Below are 16797 nucleotides of genomic sequence, written 5' to 3'. Positions count from 1 at the left end.
ATAGGAAATCCGTTCCATGGCGATGAGTGTCGGCCCCGCCGAAGACGACTCCCCAATGTCGGACATCAACACGACGCCGCTGGTCGACGTTATGCTGGTGCTCCTCATCATCTTCCTGATTACCGTTCCAGTCGTCATCCAGACGGTTCCGGTCCGCCTTCCTAAGGTCGCCAACGAGCCGACGACCAGCAAGCCTGAAAACGTCGTCCTGTCGGTCAAGGCCGGCGCTGGTGGCGCCTGTGAGGTTTACTGGGGCCAGACGAAGATCAACGCGGAAGAACTGCTCGATCGTTCGGTCAAGAAGCTCAAGCTTGAGGTCGACAAACTCGGCGGCCCTGCGAATATTACGCCTGATTCTCTGCCGGAAGTTCATATTCGCGCGGACATCGACACGCCCTGGCGCTGTGTCGGCGGTGCGATGACGAATGTGGCCCGCGCCGGCTTCACCCGCGTTGGCTTCATCTCGCAGCCTGAGCCCGGCCAATATCACGCCGCGATCGACTAAGCGCCGTTTTTAGGAGACTATCGAAATGGCCATGAGCTCGGGCGCAGCCGAAGGCGAGCCCATGATGGACATCAACACGACGCCGCTGATCGACGTCATGCTGGTGTTGCTCATCATGTTCATCATCACGATCCCGGTGCAGACCCACGCCGTAAAGCTGGATCTGCCGCAGAATACCGTTAATAACCCTCCGCCGATCGATCCGGTAAAGAACGAAGTCTCGATCAACAATCGGGATCAGGTTCTCTGGAACGGTACCCCGGTCGATATGACGGTTCTGCGCCAGTATCTGGATCAGTCGCAGACGCTGAACCCCATTCCGGAATTGCACCTTCGCCCGGCGGCGGATGCGCGTTACGAAGTGGTGGACAATGTGCTTGCCGTGACCAAGCGCGCCAAGGTCAGCAAGATGGGTTTCATCGGTAACGAGGCATATGCCAACTACTGATGTTTGCTGATCGGAAGAATGAAAAGGGCGGGCCTAGGTCCGCCCTTTTTTTGTGGGTGGCGCTGGCGGTCATGCTGTGCTGGTCGTCCGATCTGATCGGTTGCACCCAATCTCAGATAGGCTAATTGTCGCGCAGGGGGATTTCACGTGAACGGCTGGGCACTGCCCGCACTTGTCTTGGTTGCCAGTTATCTGGTTGGCGCGATCCCGTTCGGGGTCATCGTGACACGTCTGGCGGGCGCGACGGATCCCCGCAGTGTCGGCTCCGGAAATATCGGTGCGACCAACGTATTGCGCACGGGCCGGAAAAGCCTGGCCGCGCTGACGCTGCTGCTGGATGCCGGCAAAGGTGCCGTGGCTGTTCTGGTCAGCGAAGCGCTGGTTCCGGGCACAGGGCCGCTTGCTGCCGTCGCGGCTTTCTTTGGCCATATCTTCCCGCTGTGGCTGCGCTTCAAGGGCGGTAAGGGCGTTGCGACTTTACTGGGGATAACGCTGGCGGTGCACTGGCCGACGGGGCTGGTGGCGTTGGCGATGTGGCTGGTGGCAATGCTGCTATCGCGTCGATCCTCAGTTGGCGGAATGTCCGCTGCGATAGCCACGCCGGTCGCTTCGGCCTTTTTCTTCAGGGCGGATCTGACGCTGATGTTCCTGGCGCTCGCGCTCGTGGTGTTGTGGCGCCATCGGGACAATATCGTGCGGCTGATCGACGGCAGCGAGCCGCGCATCGGCAAAGGAGGCTGAGCTGTCCTTGAATGCCGATGGCGTGGCTGCGCTGCGCCTGATTCGCACGCGCGCAATCGGTCCGATCACCTTTCGTCAGTTGATGCGGCGCTTCGGGACGGCCGGCGCGGCGTTGGAAGCATTGCCGGAACTGGCGCGGCGAGGCGGCGGGCGCGCACCCGCCGTGCCGCCAGTGCGGGACGTCGAACGCGAGATGGCGGCGGTGCATGCGCTGGGCGGACGCTATCTGATGATCGGCAGCGCCGATTATCCGGCCCTGCTCGCGGAAACGGATAGTGCGCCGCCGGCGCTGATCGTGCAGGGCGACGGCGCGCTGCTGAGCCGGCCGATGGTGGCGATGGTCGGCGCGCGGAACGCTTCGGCCGCGGCGGTGCGCTTTGCGCGGCAGCTCGCCAACGATCTGTCGCGGCAGGGGACGGTCGTCGTGTCCGGGTTGGCGCGCGGGATCGACACGGCGGTGCATGTCGGCTCGCTCGACGGCGGCACGATCGGCGTCATCGCGGGTGGGCTGGATATCTTTTATCCGCCGGAGAATGAGCGGCTGCAGCGCGAGATCGGAACGCGTGGGCTGATCGTTTCGGAGCAGCCGCCGGGCACGGAGCCGCATGCACGCCATTTTCCGTCCCGTAATCGCGTGATCGCCGGCCTGGCGCAAGGCACGGTCGTAGTCGAGGCGGCGCCGCGATCGGGATCGCTCATCACCGCCCGGCTGGCGGCGGATTATGGGCGGGACGTGATGGCGGTGCCGGGCTCTCCCCTCGATCCGCGTGCGCAAGGATGCAATCAGCTGATTCGGGACGGGGCAACGCTGGTTCAGTCCGCCGCTGACATATTGGAGGCGCTGGAGCCTTTCGGCCGGAACCATGTCGGCGCGCCCGCCCCTGTATATCAAGCCGGCCATGGTGCGAGCGACACCGGTGAGCGCGAACGCGCGGCGGTGACCGCCTTGCTGAGCCCCATTCCTGTGGCGGTCGACGAGATCATTCGGCAGTCGGCCTTGGCCGCTTCGGACGTGCACCTCATCTTGCTCGAACTGGAATTGGCGGGGCGACTGGAACGTCATGCGGGTGGCCGCGTCAGCCTTGGTTGAACAGCGGTGGATGGCAGCGGCGGTAGCGCGTGGACTTCCCCGGCGGCTAACCAGTCCCTACATCGCCCCTTGACGCCGGCCGCCGCGTCTCGCCACCCTCGCGCGTACACGTAAGGACATCATCCAGCCTCATGAAGCTCGTCGTCGTCGAATCGCCCGCCAAGGCGAAAACCATCGAGAAATATCTCGGACCCGGTCATCGGGTGCTGGCATCCTATGGCCATGTCCGCGATCTGCCGCCCAAGGACGGCTCGGTCGATCCCGACAATGGCTTCGCGATGGAATGGGAGCCCTATGCGGACAAGACCAAGCAGCTGAAGGCGATCTCCGACGAGGCCAAGACCGCCGACACGCTAATCCTGGCGACCGACCCCGACCGCGAGGGCGAGGCGATTTCGTGGCATGTCCAGGAGGTGCTGCGCAAACGCAAGGTGCTGCCGAAAGACGTGCAGCGCGTCACGTTCAATGCGATCACCAAGCCCGCCGTATTGGATGCGATGGCGCATCCGCGCGCGCTGGATGAGGATCTGATCGACGCCTACCGGGCGCGCCGCGCGCTGGATTATCTGGTCGGCTTCACCCTTTCACCCGTGCTGTGGCGTAAATTGCCCGGGGCCAAATCGGCGGGCCGTGTTCAGTCGGTCGCGCTGCGACTGGTGGTCGATCGCGAACGCGAAATCGAGCTGTTCCGCCCGCAGGAATATTGGTCGGTCGCGGCCAGCATGGAGCAGGATGGCGTGACATTCCTGGCCCGGCTGGTGCGCTGGAAGGGGCAGAAGATCGATCGACTGACGATCGGCAATGGTACCGATGGTGCGGCGGCGAAGGCCGATGTGGAAGCCGGTCGGTTCACCGTCACCAGCGTTGAAACCAAGCCGCTGACGCGCAATCCGCCGCCGCCTTTCACCACCTCTACCTTGCAGCAGGAGGCGGCACGCAAGCTCGGATTCTCCGCCAGCCACACGATGCGGGTGGCGCAGGATCTCTACGAGCAGGGCGCGATCACCTATATGCGGACCGATGGCGTCCAGATGGACCACAGCGCCATCTCGGCTGCGCGTGCCTCGATCGTGGATCGCTATGACGGCGGCTATGTGCCGGATCAGCCGCGCCATTATACGACCAAGGCGAAGAATGCGCAGGAGGCCCATGAGGCCATCCGCCCGACCGACTTCACGCGGGATCGCGCCGGATCGGGCGATCATGCCCGCTTGTACGACCTGGTGTGGAAGCGCGCACTGGCAAGCCAGATGGCATCGGCCCGGCTGGAACGGACAACGGTGGAACTCGCCGACGGCACCGGCCAGCATGTCCTGCGCGCAACGGGGCAGGTTGTGCTGTTTCCTGGCTATCTGGCCCTTTACGAGGAGGGCCGCGACGATGCGGAGGATGAAGACAGCAAGCGCCTGCCGCGGATGAACGAAGGCGATGCGCCGGCCAAGAAAAGCGTGCTCGCGGAGCAGCATTTCACCCAGCCGCCGCCGCGTTATTCGGAAGCCTCGCTGGTCAAGAAGATGGAGGAAGTCGGCATCGGCCGTCCTTCCACCTATGCGGCGACGCTTCAGACGCTGAAGGACCGCGAATATGTGACGCTGGAGAAGAACCGCTTCATCCCGCAGGAAAGTGGCCGCCTATTGACGAGCTTCCTCGAGCGCTTCTTCGAGAAATATGTAAGCTACGACTTTACCGCCGGGCTGGAGGAGGAGCTGGACGACGTGTCCGGCGGCCGCGCCAACTGGCAGTCAGTGCTCGAGGCGTTCTGGCGGGATTTCAAGCCGAAAACGGCCGAGGTGATGGAGCAGAAGCCCAGCGAGGTGACCGCCGCGCTCGACGAATTCCTGGCCCCTTATCTGTTCCCTGAAAAGGCGGATGGCACCGATCCCCGCCTTTGCCCCAATTGCGGCACCGGGCGGCTGGCGCTGCGCGGTGGCAAATATGGCGCGTTCGTCGCCTGCTCCAATTACCCCGAATGTAAATTCACCCGTCGTTTCGCCCAGGGCGGGGCGGAGGACGCGGCCAACGATACCGGACCGGCCGAAATGGGCGTCGATCCCGCCACCGGCGAAATGGTCACACGACGCGCGGGACGGTTCGGACCCTATATTCAGCTGGGCGAGGGCAAGGAGGCAAAGCGCGCCTCGATCCCGAAGGATGTGCCCGAGCTGGATCTGGAAATGGCACTCAGGCTGCTGGCGCTGCCGCGCGAGATCGGTACGCATCCGGAAACGGGCAAGCCGATTGTCGCGAGCATTGGGCGCTATGGGCCCTATCTTTCGCACGACGGCAAATATGCGAAGCTCCAGTCGACCGCCGAGGTGTTCGAGACGGGCATGAACGCGGCGGTGGCCCGCCTCGCCGATGCCGCCAATGGCGGCGGGCGATCGGGCGGCGCGTCGCGCGAGCCGATCGCGACCTTTGCGGAGAGCCCCGTCACCGGCAAGCCGGTCAAGGTAATGGAGGGGCGGTTCGGCCCCTATGTCACCGACGGCACCACCAATGCGACCCTGCCAAAGGGTACGGACCCCGCCACGCTGACGGCGGAACAAGCCCTGGTGTTGCTGGAAGAACGGGCGGCGAAGGGCCCGGCCAAAGGCAAGCGCAAGCCAGTCAAGAAAAGCGCTGCCAAGAAGAGCCCGGCAAAGAAGAGCCCAGCAAAGAAGAGCGCTGCGGCCAAGTGAGTAGCTTGACCGCGGGGCCGCAGTCGGGATCTGCGCCGGATGTCCGGTCGTAACGACAGCCCAGAATATTCGCGGTATCAGCCGTATCGCACCAGCGCGGACGGAAGTTGGGATGCGGCTGGTGCCCGGGATAATGTGATCGCGGACGCCCGGAGTTTGGCGGGCGTCGAGGTGGCAGATGTATGGTGCGCATTGCCCTCGGGCACGCCGCCGCCTAAGCACACGCCCGCCCTATAGCCTGAGCGGAGCCCGATGCGCCTTTCCCGTTATTTCCTGCCCGTGATGAAGGAATCGCCCGCGGACGCCCAGATCATCAGCCACAAGCTGATGCTCCGGGCCGGGCTGGTGCGGCAGACCGCTGCCGGCATCTACGCCTGGTTGCCGCTCGGCACGCGCGTGCTGGCGCGGATCGCCCAGATCGTGCGGGAAGAGCAGGACAAGTCCGGCGCGATCGAACTGATCATGCCGACCGTCCAATCCGCCGAACTGTGGAAGCAGTCGGGTCGCTATGACGATTACGGGCTGGAGATGTTGCGTATCAAGGATCGGCACGATCGCGAGATGCTGTACGGCCCGACCGCGGAGGAGGTGATCACCACCATTTTCCGTGATGCGGCAAGGTCCTATCGCGACCTTCCGCGCACGCTGTACAATATTCAGTGGAAGTTTCGCGACGAGGTGCGGCCGCGCTTCGGCGTGATGCGCGGGCGCGAATTCCTGATGAAGGACGCCTATTCGTTCGACCTGGACGAGGCCGGCGCGCGCCACAGCTATAACCGCATGTTCGTGGCATATCTCAATACCTTCGCGCGGATGGGGCTGCGCGCCATCCCGATGCAGGCGGATACCGGCCCGATCGGCGGCGACCTGAGCCACGAGTTCATCGTGCTCGCGCCGACCGGCGAGAGCGAGGTCTTCTACCACAGCAATTGGGAGAAGCCGGCCGCGCTGTCCCATGTCGATTTCGACGATGTCGCCGGACTGCAGGCGATCGTCGGCGGGTACACCGCCGATTATGCCGCGACCGACGAAAAGCGCGACGAGGCGCGCGAGGCGGAGGCCGGCGATCAGCTGCGTCAGTCACGCGGCGTCGAGGTCGGCCATATTTTCTATTTCGGCACGAAATATTCCGGCGCGATGGGCCTGAAAATCCAGGGTCAGGACGGGGCCGAGATCGTCCCGCATATGGGCAGCTATGGCATCGGCGTCTCCCGCCTGATGGCGGCGATCATCGAGGCGAGCCACGACGAAAAGGGCATTATCTGGCCCGACGCGGTGGCGCCTTATGCGGTCGGCCTGATCAACATGCGTGCCGATGACGAGGCCTGCGCCAAAGCAGCTGACGATCTGTATGCGCAGCTGCAGGCGGCCGGTTTCGACGTTCTGTACGACGACCGCGACGAACGCGGCGGCGCCAAGTTCGCGACGATGGATCTGATCGGCGTGCCGTGGCAGATCGTGATCGGGCCTAAAGGCCTGGAAAAGGGCGTTGTGGAACTCAAGCGGCGCGCGACCGGCGAGCGCGATGAACTGGCGCCTGCCGATGCGATCGCGAAGGTTCGCGGGTGATCCCTATTCGTCATGCCGAACGCGGTTCAGCATCCATCGCGCCACGCGCGGCTAAGCGCGTCGGACAATGGACCCTGAAACACGTTCAGGGTGACGATCGGATTACGCAATAATGTTGACCCGCTATGAGCGCACGATCGCGCGGCGCTATCTTTGGCCTGGAAAGGGCGAGGGCATCATTGCCATCGTCGCCGGCTTTTCGTTGCTCGGCGTGACGTTGGGTGTGGCGGCGCTGGTGATCGTCACCAGCGTCATGAACGGCTTCCGGGCCGAACTGTTCGACAAGATCACGGCCTTGAACGGCCATGCCGTGGTGCAAGGCTACGATGGGCGCATCAATGACTGGCGACGCGTGCTGCAGCAGACGCGCGCTACGCCCGGCGTTACCCAGGCGACGCCGCTCATCGAGCAGCCTTTAATGGGGTCGACGGGAGGGCGGGTCGAGGCCGTCCTCGCGCGCGGCATGACCGCGGATGATCTGCGCGGGCCGAGCATCGGCGGTAAAGTTGTGGTCGGTCGGATCGCCGATGTGACTCCAGGCTCCGGCAATGTCGCGATCGGGGCGCGGCTTGCCGAGGCGCTGGGCGTCAATATCGGCGGACAGATCAGCCTGATCAGCCCTAGCGGAGAGAGCACCCCATTCGGCACCGTGCCGCGGATCGTATCCTACCGCGTCGCCGCGATCTTCGAAGTCGGCGTGTTTGAATATGACAACACCTATGTCGTCATGCCGATGGCGGACGCCCAAACACTGCTGATGTTGGGCGACAGTGTCAGCATGATCCGAATTCAGACGAATAATGCCGACAAGGTCGACCAGATACTGGCGCCGCTGCGCCCTGCCATACGCAGCGCCGGCGTAATTCAGGACTGGAAACAGATGAATTCGTCGCTGTTCCAGACGATCGAGATTGAGCGGGTGATGATGTTCATCATCCTGTCGATCATCATCATCGTCGCGGCGTTCAACATTTTGTCGTCCCTGATCATGTTGGTGCGCGCGAAGACCCGCGACATTGCGATCCTGCGCACAATGGGGGCGACGCGCGGCGCGATGATCCGGATTTTCGTGACGATCGGGGTGACGATCGGGGTGCTGGGAACCGGGCTTGGACTGATCCTCGCCGCAATCTTCCTGTTCTATCGCCAGGGCGTGGTGAATTTCGTTCAGCGACTGACCGGCCAAAATCTGTGGGATCCCTCAATCCGCTTCCTGACCGAATTGCCCTCGCGTACCGACCCGTTCGAGGTCGGGCTGGTTATTGTGATGACGTTGATTTTGGCGCTCCTGTTCACGCTCTATCCGGCGTTGCGAGCGGCCCGCACCGATCCGGTTCAGGTCCTGCGCTATGAGTGACGTTCTGGACGTCACCGGCCTGGGACGCTCGTTCGTTCAGGGCGACCGGACGATCGACGTTCTGCGTGGCGTCGACTTGCGCCTGGCAAAAGGCGAGATCGTTGCGCTGCTGGGCCCGTCCGGATCGGGCAAGTCGACCTTGCTGCAGGCGGTGGGGCTGTTGGAAGGCGGCTTTTCCGGCTCGATCCGCATCTCGGGCGAGGAAGCCAGCCGTCTGGACGATAAGGGCCGCACGCGCCTGCGCCGGGATGCGATCGGGTTCGTATATCAATTCCACCATCTGCTTCCCGATTTTACGGCAGAGGAAAATGTGGTGCTGCCGCAGCTGATCCACGGCAGTAGCGCTGCCAAGGCACTCGAACGGGCGCGAAGCCTGCTCGGGGTACTCGGACTTGGCGAGCGGCTGGACCACCGCCCCTCGCAGCTTTCCGGCGGCGAGCAGCAACGCGTCGCGGTCGCCCGGGCGCTCGCGAGCCGGCCGGCGCTGGTTTTGGCCGATGAGCCGACCGGCAACCTTGATGAGGCGACGGCGGACCGCGTGTTGGGCGAATTTCTGCGGCTGGTGCGGGAAGAGGGGGCCGCGGCCCTGGTGGCGACGCATAACGAACGCCTTGCCGGTCGAATGGACCGGGTCGTGCGGCTGCATGACGGCGTACTCAGCTGATCGTACGGGCCGGCGGGATCCTTCGGGCCACGATCGGCATCTAAGCTGTGGATAGAAGCCGACTGCCGCTTCCCCTCGGGCGCCGCACTGCATAGATAAGGGTATGGCCGCTACCAACTTCGTGCCGCTGCGCATTCTTTCGGCCTTCACCATGTTGGAAGGCGCGATCGATCCGAAGGCCATTGCCTCGCAGGCGCGCAAGCTGGGCTTCCCAGCTGCAGCGATCACCGATCGCAACGGGCTTTACGGTACGATGGCCTTCGGTCAGGCGGCCAAGAAGTCGGGGGTGCAGCCGATCATGGGCACCTTGCTGGGCGTGTCCCGGCCCGGAAGTCCCGATGGCAAGGCGCCGCAGATCGACTGGTTGCCGCTCTACGCGCAGGACGATGTCGGCTATGACAATCTGTGCGCGCTGGTCTCGGCGGCGCACCTGGATCGCCCGCAACATGAGGAGCCGCACGTCCCGCTTGCTGCGCTTGAGGCGCGCAACGGCGGGTTGATCGCACTCACCGGCGCCGGTGAAGGGGCGCTCGCCCGCTTGCTTGCCGAGGGGCAGCACAGCGCCGCAGCGCGCTATCTCGATCGGCTTGAAGCCCTGTTCCCTAGCCGACTTTATATCGAGCTCGCGCGCCGCAACGATCCGATCGAGGACGCCGCCGAAGCCGGCCTGATCGACCTGGCCTATGCGCGCGACTTGCCTTTGGTCGCGACCAACCCAGCCTGTTTCGCGGAACCCGATTTCCACGCCGCGCACGACGTGATGCTGTGTATCGCCAGCTCCTCCTACCTTGAGGTGGAAGAGCGGGTACGATCGTCGCCTGAAGCCTGGATCAAGCCAGCCGATGTGATGGCCGAGCTGTTTGCAGATTTGCCGGAGGCGATCGCCAATACGTTGGTGGTGGCGCAGCGCTGTGCCGTAGCGGCCCCCGAGCGCAAGCCGATCCTGCCGAGCCTTGCCGGCGATCCTGAGGCGGAAGCGCAGGCGTTACGCGATGATGCCGCAGCGGGACTGGAGGCGCGTCTCGACAAACTCGCGACAGTCGAGGCGGACCGCGGCCCGTATCGCGAACGGCTTACGTTCGAGCTGGATGTCATTATCCAGATGGGCTTCCCCGGCTATTTCCTGATCGTCGCCGATTTCATCAAATGGGCGAAGGAGCAGGGGATTCCGGTTGGTCCCGGCCGCGGGTCGGGCGCAGGCTCGGTCGTTGCCTGGGCGCTGACCATCACGGATCTCGATCCGCTCCAGTTGGGGCTGCTGTTCGAGCGCTTTCTGAACCCCGAACGCGTATCGATGCCCGACTTCGATATCGACTTTTGCGAAACGCGGCGCGGCGAAGTCATCAGCTACGTTCAACGCAAATATGGCAGCGATCATGTCGCCCAGATCATTACGTTCGGACGCCTGAAAGCGCGCGCCGTCCTGAAGGACACGGGTCGAGTTCTGCAGATGAGCTATGGTCAGGTCGATCGCCTCGCCAAGCTGATCCCGAACCATCCGACCGATCCCTGGACGCTGGAGCGCGCGCTCAACGGCGTGTCGGAGTTCCATGCCGAATATAAGGCCGACAAGCAGGTAAGACGCCTGATCGACCTGGCGATGAAGCTGGAGGGTCTGCCGCGACACAGCTCGACCCACGCCGCCGGTGTCGTCATCGGCGATCGCCCGCTCGACCAACTCGTTCCGCTCTACCGCGATCCACGATCCGAATTCCCGGTGACCCAGTTCGACATGAAATATGTCGAGGGGGCGGGGCTGGTGAAGTTCGACTTCCTCGGCCTCAAGACGCTGTCGGTGCTGCAGAAAGCGGTCGAGATGCTGTCGGATCGGGGCGTGGATGTCGATCTGCTGGCGCTGGAACTGGACGATCCGGCCGTTTACGCGCTCCTGCAGAAGGGCGACACGGTGGGCGTGTTCCAGCTGGAATCGGAAGGCATGCGGCGGACGCTCGCCGCGGTCCGGCCGACCAATTTCGGTGACATCATTGCGCTCGTATCGCTCTATCGTCCCGGGCCGATGGATAATATTCCGATGTTCGGCGACCGCAAAAATGGCCGCGCGAAGATCGAATATCCGCACCCGCTGCTCGAAACTATCCTGGCCGAAACCTATGGTATCTTCGTATACCAGGAACAGGTGATGCAGGCGGCACAGATACTTGCCGGCTACAGCCTGGGTGAGGCCGATCTGTTGCGCCGTGCCATGGGCAAGAAGATCCAGGCCGAGATGGATGCGCAGCGCCAGCGCTTCGTCGATGGATGTGCGGCCAACGACATCGCACCGCCCAAGGCCAATGAGCTGTTCGACTTGATCGACAAGTTTGCCGGCTACGGCTTCAACAAAAGCCATGCCGCGGCCTATGCGCTGCTCGCCTATCAGACGGCGTGGTTCAAAGCGCATCACAAGCCGGAATTCTTCGCGGCATCGATGTGCTACGATATCAGCCTGACCGACAAGCTGGCAATCTGGACCGATGACATGCGGCGTTCGGCCGTGCCGTTGCTGCCGCCCGACGTAAACCTGTCCGAGGCCGAGTTCAGCGTCAGCGATGGATCGGTCCGCTATGCTCTGGGGGCGCTGAAGGGCGTCGGCGAGAAGGCGATGGAGCAACTTGTCGTCGAGCGCCGGACCGCCGGGCCGTTCAAGAGCCTTGATGATCTTGCCGATAGGATCGACCCGCGCCTGCTGAACCGGCGACAGTTGGAGAGCCTTGCCGCCGCGGGTGGCTTCGATACGCTGGTGGACGATCGCGCGGCCGTTTTTGCCGCCGCCGAAACAATCCTGGCGCATGCCGCCAGTGCCCATGACGCGCGCACGAGCGGGCAGGGTGGATTGTTCGGAGGCGACGGCAATGCTGGGGTGCCGCCAATCCGCTTGCCGCGCGATGCCCGATGGTCCGTGGCCGAGCGCATGGCTGCGGAGAAAGACGCGTTCGGCTTCTATTTCTCGGCGCATCCCACCGATCGGTATCGGCATGTGGCGCGGAGCGAAGGCGTCCGCACCTTCGAACAATTGGCGCAAATGGCCGCCCCCTCCGAGCCCGATCGTGACGAACGCGGGCGGCCGGTGCCGCGGGCGACGTTGCGGATGGCAGCGCTGATCGAGGAAGCCCGGTGGCGGACGTCCGCGCGCGGCAACCGCTATCTGCTGGCGACCTGTTCGGATGCATCCAGCCAGTTCGTGGCGAGCGCCTTCGACGAAGACGCCGCGGTCGCGATGGAGAGTGGCGCGCGTGTCGGCGCCTGTCTGCTGCTTTCGGTAGAAGTCGATAAACGCCCTGGCGAGGAAACGCCGCGCATCACGGTGCGGGCCGCCCGGCCGCTCGACGGCGTATCAACCAACGCCCGGTTGCGGATGGAGATCGAGATTTCGGACGAAGGCGGGCTGGCGGCGCTGGCAGGCCTGCTGGCTGACGCCAAAGGCGGGCGGGGCGAAGTGCACTTGCGGGTGCCGACGGACGCCGGGCCGATGCGCTTGCGGATCGGGCGCGACTATCGGCTGGATAGCGAGGTGCTCGAAGCGATCGAGCGAATGCCGGGGATCGGCGCAGTGCAATTGGAGCCGCTCGATCCGCCCCGCCTGGCGCTCGTCAGCTAGATCACGCGCCGCCCAAGGCTAGAACAACTGCATCTGATCGCCTTCAGGCGGGCGAAACAGATCCGTGCGTAACGCCAGCCGTTCCTTGTTCAGCCCAAGCTTGCGGCAGGCGATCGTGAAGCGTGTGCGCAAAAGCTCCGCCCACGGCCCTTGGCCCTGCATCCGCGTGAAGAAGTTCGGATCATTGTCCTTGCCGCCGCGGAGCGACTGGATCGTGGCCATGACCTTGCTGGCACGATCGGGATGATGCGCGTCGAGCCACGCGCGAAACAGCGGCGCGACCTCATGCGGAAGGCGTACCGGCAAGAAAAAGGCACCGCGCGCGCCGGCATCCGCCGCTGCTTCCAGGATATGCTCCATCTCATGATCGGTGATCTGCGGGACGACCGGCGCCAAGCTCACATGGGTCGGCACCCCGGCGTCGATCAGCGCTTTGACCGCCTTCAGCCGTTTGGCAGGGCTTGGGCAGCGCGGCTCCAGCGTGCGTGCGGTCGCCGGATCGAGCGTGGTGATCGATAGGACCACCGCCGCCAGGCCTTTCGCGGCCATCGGTGCGATCAGATCGATGTCGCGAACGACGCGATCCGATTTGGTGGTGATGGTGAAAGGGTGCCGGGTTTCGACAAGCACCTCCAGGCAGGCGCGGGTGATGCGCCATTCCCCTTCGATCGGCTGATAGGGATCGGTGTTCGTGCCGAAGGCGATCGGGCGCGGAACATAGCCTTTGGCGGCCAGCTCCGCGCGCAACAATTTAGGGGCATCGGGCTTCGCGAAGAGGCGTGTTTCGAAATCCAGCCCGGGTGAGAGGTCATGAAAGGCATGGCTCGGGCGGGCGAAACAATAAATGCACCCATGCTCGCAGCCGCGATAGCTGTTGATCGACCGATCGAAGCCGACATCGGGCGACTGATTGCGTGTGATGATCGTTCGCGGTCGCTCCGTCGTCACGGTGGTCCGGAGCGGCGGTAGATCCCCATCCAGGTTGGTGCGTTCGTCGAGCCAATCGCCATCGTCCGCACGCGCTTTCAGGTTGAAGCGCTGCGGAGTCGCGTTCAGCGTTGCGCCGCGCCCGGCACGGGGCGGAAGACGGGGTGGCGACTCCATGGCGGGAGCTTAGATCGCACCAGGAACATTGCAAGAACATTGAAGCTGGCCAGGCGGCGCCTCTCAGCGTTCGCGGAGCCGTGGCATGAGTTCGACGAAGTTGCAGGGGCGATGACGTATATCCAGCTGCGTCGCCAGAATACCGTCCCAGCCGTCCTGTACGGCGCCGGTCGAACCGGGCAGGGCAAAGAGATAGGTGCCGCGCGCAACGGCGGCGGAAGCCCGCGACTGGATGGTGGAGGTGCCGATCTTGGCATAACTCAGCCAGCGGAAGAGCTCGCCGAAGCCCTCGATTTCCTTGTCTCGCACGCGTGCAAAGGCTTCGGGGGTCACGTCGCGACCGGTGACGCCTGTGCCACCGGTTGAGATGATGCAATCCACCTGAGGATCGTCGATCCAGCGGTTCAGGCGTGCGACGATCAGGTCGGCGTCATCCACAACGATATCCCGGTCTGCCAGGATATGCCCGGCCGCCGTGAGGCGCTCTACCAGCGTCGTGCCCGAGCGGTCGTCCGCGAGCGTGCGGGAGTCGGAGACGGTGAGGACGGCGATGCGCACCGATACGAATGTCGCCGCCTGATCGATCGGCATCAGTTTGGCGCGTGGGTTGCCGCCGCCGCGCTCGCCGTCTGGATCGCGCGCGTGGGGAACATCGGCCAACGCCCCTGCGCCATCGCGGTCAGGCTGGAGGTGGCGGCGCCAATTTCGCGCTGATAGATCCAATAATTGCGCAGTACGATTGCGACATAAGCGCGCGTTTCGCGGAAGGGGATGGATTCGATATATAAAAGCGGATCGTCGCTGCCCGCCGTCCAGCGCGCGACATTGCCGGGACCGGCATTATAGGCAGCGATGACCTTTGGCAGCAGTCCACCGGTGCCGACCGCCGCAGCCAGTTCCTCCAGATAGGTCTGGCCATATTCGAAGCTTACGGCAGGATCGTTGAGCGATCCCACGCTGTCGCCCTTATGGCGCGCGATCAGGGACGCGGTCGCGGGCATCAGCTGCATAAGGCCGCGCGCGCCCGCAGGGCTCACCGCATCGGCCCGGAATTCGGATTCCTGCAGCGCGTGGGCGAAGACCAGGGCCGGGTCGACGCGCCAGCCTTGGGTCGGGCTCCAGGATGGCATCGGAAAACGGGCGGCAAAGCTGGTGCGGGTGCCGGTCGGCGCATTTTGCGCGAGCCAGATCTGGGTCGCAGGCAAGTGAAGCTTGGCGGCAAAGGCGATCAATGCGGGATGCTCGGCCGGCGCGCCGATCCGCGCCTGATACCGGATCAGTTGATCGGCCAGGCTGGTCTCGCCAATCTCCACCAAGGCCGCGGCTGCGCGGAGGTTATTGCGCGTCATCAGCAGGTTCGCCTCCGGCCCATTCTGCGCGCCCGCCGGCAATAGAGGCATGCCGAGCGCGGCGTTGGCGAGCATGCCGTAAAAGGTCTCGGTATAACGCGCGGCCGATTGCAGCTTCACATCGGCAGAGGCGTCGCCTGCGGCCTTCCTGCTCCGCCCGGCCCAGAATAACCCGGCAGAGCGGGTCTCATCATCGCTGGCGTTGGACGCGACGCGTTCAAAGGCCTGGGCGGCGGCCGCATAATCGCGCGTCTGCCAGGAGGCGAGGCCGTACACCCACGCCGCGTCGACGGCCCATTCGCCGGCACCGACCTGCGCCAAGGCTGCTATCCGGCGGGCGGATACGGCATCGCCAGTTTGAAAATAGACCCATGCCACCTTCTGACGCCATTCGGTCAGCGCCTCCGGCGACAAGGTGGAGGCCGCGGCCTCGACGATCGGTTCGGCGGCTGAAGGGTTGTCGGCCTTCAGCAGGGGCTGCACGCGGGCCGCAAGCGCGCGGCAGTCGCCGTTCGGCCGGCTCGGCGCCCGTTTGCTGGGGCCGGCAACGCGGATCAGCGATCGCTGCAGGGGAAGCGAGAAGGCGGTTCCGGCCGAACGCGCCAGCGCTGGCGCTTCGGGCAGATCGGGCGCCGCACTAAGCAATGCGGCGACGCTGGCGGCATCGCGCCCGGCGGGATTGGCCAACAGCAACTCTGCGCGCGCCACCGAGGTCAAAGCACCGGCGGGCTGGGCGTCCAGCAACGCTGTCGCAGCGCTGAAATTGCGATCCCGAAGCAATTGAAAATATTGGCGAAATGTTGCGCGCTCACTGTCGCTCAGCTGGCGATCGGTCGCGGTGGAGGTGGTCGCGCTGGGCGTGGCGGCCAGAAAGGGCGTGCCGGCGACGGCAGGAACGGCATAGGCAACGGCGACGGCAGACAGGAGAATATGGCGGATCATAAAGCGGCAAACCGTTGCAAATCGTCCCACGCAAGCGGGCGGTAATCGCGCTTGAGGTGGACGAGACGAGGATGGATGGAGGCGACAGTCGCGACCGGCTGCCCGGCAATGTCGATCATGTGGGCGGATTCCCGTGCCTTGACCGCGGGGGCCTGAAGCAGTGCTTGCACCGGCGCATCGCCCAGGAGCAGCAAGCGTCGTGGTGCGGCAAGCTTCAGATGATGGTGCAGAAGCGGCGTCAACGTCGCCAGATCGGCCGACGCGACGCGGCCGGTGGTCGATCGTGCGGGCGAGAAAGGTATAAGGTAGATGTCTGCGCGGCTGAGCTTGATCGCGGCCAGCATACGATCGAACAAGGCGCCGACTTCGCCCGAGAGCAGCGTGCCGGATGTGCGGTCGTCCGCCTCCGGCATGTCCACGACGACGACGGCGCCGCTCGCAGGATCGCCATGCGCATCGATCCGGCCGGCGGGCGCACCGGGAATGCCGGCGTCCGTCAACAGCCATGCCCGGAATGCGGCAAGGGTCTCAGGAAGCGCGGGCTTGGCCGGAGCCGTCTCCGCGGGAGCGACGACTTGGGGGACTGAAACGGGCTGAGCGAGCCAATCGCGCGGCAGATCGTCAGCCAGCACATCGACGCCAGCCTCTGCCCACCAATCAAGCGTGCTAAACGCAACGCCTTCGACCATCTTCCGTCCCCGCTACCCGCAGTCGGAACTAGAGGAGCGGTTGACGAATGGGTCAATCTGCGC

Annotated in this window: 13 protein-coding genes; 9 read left to right on the top strand and 4 right to left on the bottom strand. The window is 64.4% G+C overall.

Features of this window, described 5'->3' with window-relative positions; translation table 11 throughout:
• The first annotated feature begins 16 nt into the window (after nucleotides 1–16).
• The 9 genes from ACSBM8_RS09880 to dnaE all read left to right on the top strand — a co-directional run bounded on the left by ACSBM8_RS09880 (nucleotide 17) and on the right by dnaE (nucleotide 12650).
• On the top strand, nucleotides 17–505 hold the full coding sequence (locus tag ACSBM8_RS09880) for an ExbD/TolR family protein (RefSeq protein ID WP_442681446.1): 489 nt from the start codon (nucleotides 17–19) through the stop codon (nucleotides 503–505).
• 25 nt (nucleotides 506–530) lie between these two features.
• The gene (locus tag ACSBM8_RS09875) at nucleotides 531–953 is read left to right on the top strand and encodes an ExbD/TolR family protein (protein ID WP_442681445.1); all 423 of its coding nucleotides are present in this window, start codon (nucleotides 531–533) and stop codon (nucleotides 951–953) included.
• A gap of 147 nt (nucleotides 954–1100) precedes the next feature.
• A complete protein-coding gene (gene plsY / locus ACSBM8_RS09870) occupies nucleotides 1101–1694 on the top strand; it encodes a glycerol-3-phosphate 1-O-acyltransferase PlsY (protein ID WP_442681444.1) in 594 nt (197 codons plus the stop codon).
• Between the two features lie 22 nt (nucleotides 1695–1716).
• Nucleotides 1717–2784 (top strand): DNA-processing protein DprA, encoded by a 1068-nt coding sequence (gene dprA / locus ACSBM8_RS09865; RefSeq protein WP_442681443.1) that lies wholly within the window; start codon nucleotides 1717–1719, stop codon nucleotides 2782–2784.
• A 131-nt stretch (nucleotides 2785–2915) separates the two neighbouring features.
• Nucleotides 2916–5462: a type I DNA topoisomerase gene (topA, locus tag ACSBM8_RS09860; RefSeq protein WP_442681442.1), complete on the top strand. Its 2547-nt coding sequence runs from the start codon at nucleotides 2916–2918 to the stop codon at nucleotides 5460–5462.
• Nucleotides 5463–5714: 252 nt separating this feature from the next.
• On the top strand, nucleotides 5715–7031 hold the full coding sequence (gene proS, locus ACSBM8_RS09855; RefSeq protein WP_442681441.1) for a proline--tRNA ligase: 1317 nt from the start codon (nucleotides 5715–5717) through the stop codon (nucleotides 7029–7031).
• 109 nt (nucleotides 7032–7140) lie between these two features.
• Nucleotides 7141–8388 (top strand): lipoprotein-releasing ABC transporter permease subunit, encoded by a 1248-nt coding sequence (locus tag ACSBM8_RS09850; protein ID WP_442681548.1) that lies wholly within the window; start codon nucleotides 7141–7143, stop codon nucleotides 8386–8388.
• Nucleotides 8381–9052: an ABC transporter ATP-binding protein gene (locus ACSBM8_RS09845; protein WP_442681440.1), complete on the top strand. Its 672-nt coding sequence runs from the start codon at nucleotides 8381–8383 to the stop codon at nucleotides 9050–9052. Before ACSBM8_RS09850 ends, ACSBM8_RS09845 begins: the two co-directional genes overlap by 8 nt.
• Nucleotides 9053–9155: 103 nt before the next feature.
• Nucleotides 9156–12650, top strand: a complete 3495-nt coding sequence (gene dnaE, locus ACSBM8_RS09840) for a DNA polymerase III subunit alpha (RefSeq protein ID WP_442681439.1) — start codon at nucleotides 9156–9158, stop codon at nucleotides 12648–12650.
• An 18-nt stretch (nucleotides 12651–12668) separates the two neighbouring features.
• On the opposite strand, the gene ACSBM8_RS09835 is transcribed toward dnaE, so the two are convergent.
• The 4 genes from ACSBM8_RS09835 to ACSBM8_RS09820 form a co-directional block, all read right to left on the bottom strand.
• Nucleotides 12669–13754, bottom strand: a complete 1086-nt coding sequence (locus ACSBM8_RS09835; RefSeq protein ID WP_442681438.1) for a PA0069 family radical SAM protein — start codon at nucleotides 13752–13754, stop codon at nucleotides 12669–12671.
• A 63-nt stretch (nucleotides 13755–13817) separates the two neighbouring features.
• Entirely contained in the window at nucleotides 13818–14345 is a 528-nt protein-coding gene (moaB, locus tag ACSBM8_RS09830) for a molybdenum cofactor biosynthesis protein B (protein ID WP_442681437.1), read from the bottom strand.
• Entirely contained in the window at nucleotides 14345–16045 is a 1701-nt protein-coding gene (locus ACSBM8_RS09825) for a transglycosylase SLT domain-containing protein (RefSeq protein ID WP_442681436.1), read from the bottom strand. The genes moaB and ACSBM8_RS09825 overlap by 1 nt, the downstream gene beginning before the upstream one ends.
• Nucleotides 16042–16734, bottom strand: coding sequence for a uracil-DNA glycosylase family protein (locus ACSBM8_RS09820; RefSeq protein ID WP_442681435.1), 693 nt, complete (start codon nucleotides 16732–16734; stop codon nucleotides 16042–16044). The genes ACSBM8_RS09825 and ACSBM8_RS09820 overlap by 4 nt, the downstream gene beginning before the upstream one ends.
• Nucleotides 16735–16797: the final 63 nt, after the last annotated feature.

Source organism: Sphingomonas sp. ASY06-1R, from assembly GCF_052180265.1.
Taxonomy (GTDB): Bacteria; Pseudomonadota; Alphaproteobacteria; order Sphingomonadales; family Sphingomonadaceae; genus Sphingomonas_I.
This window is presented reverse-complemented; position numbering and strand designations above follow the sequence as displayed.

What these genes read in the sequence shown, in the direction of transcription:
- ACSBM8_RS09845 (WP_442681440.1), top strand. Translation starts at nt 8,381, where the DNA reads ATGAGTGACGTTCTGGACGTCACCGGCCTGGGACGCTCGTTCGTTCAG.
- ACSBM8_RS09835 (WP_442681438.1), bottom strand. Translation starts at nt 13,754, where the DNA reads ATGGAGTCGCCACCCCGTCTTCCGCCCCGTGCCGGGCGCGGCGCAACG.
- dnaE (WP_442681439.1), top strand. Translation starts at nt 9,156, where the DNA reads ATGGCCGCTACCAACTTCGTGCCGCTGCGCATTCTTTCGGCCTTCACC.
- ACSBM8_RS09880 (WP_442681446.1), top strand. Translation starts at nt 17, where the DNA reads ATGGCGATGAGTGTCGGCCCCGCCGAAGACGACTCCCCAATGTCGGAC.
- proS (WP_442681441.1), top strand. Translation starts at nt 5,715, where the DNA reads ATGCGCCTTTCCCGTTATTTCCTGCCCGTGATGAAGGAATCGCCCGCG.
- ACSBM8_RS09820 (WP_442681435.1), bottom strand. Translation starts at nt 16,734, where the DNA reads ATGGTCGAAGGCGTTGCGTTTAGCACGCTTGATTGGTGGGCAGAGGCT.
- ACSBM8_RS09875 (WP_442681445.1), top strand. Translation starts at nt 531, where the DNA reads ATGGCCATGAGCTCGGGCGCAGCCGAAGGCGAGCCCATGATGGACATC.
- topA (WP_442681442.1), top strand. Translation starts at nt 2,916, where the DNA reads ATGAAGCTCGTCGTCGTCGAATCGCCCGCCAAGGCGAAAACCATCGAG.
- ACSBM8_RS09825 (WP_442681436.1), bottom strand. Translation starts at nt 16,045, where the DNA reads ATGATCCGCCATATTCTCCTGTCTGCCGTCGCCGTTGCCTATGCCGTT.
- moaB (WP_442681437.1), bottom strand. Translation starts at nt 14,345, where the DNA reads ATGCCGATCGATCAGGCGGCGACATTCGTATCGGTGCGCATCGCCGTC.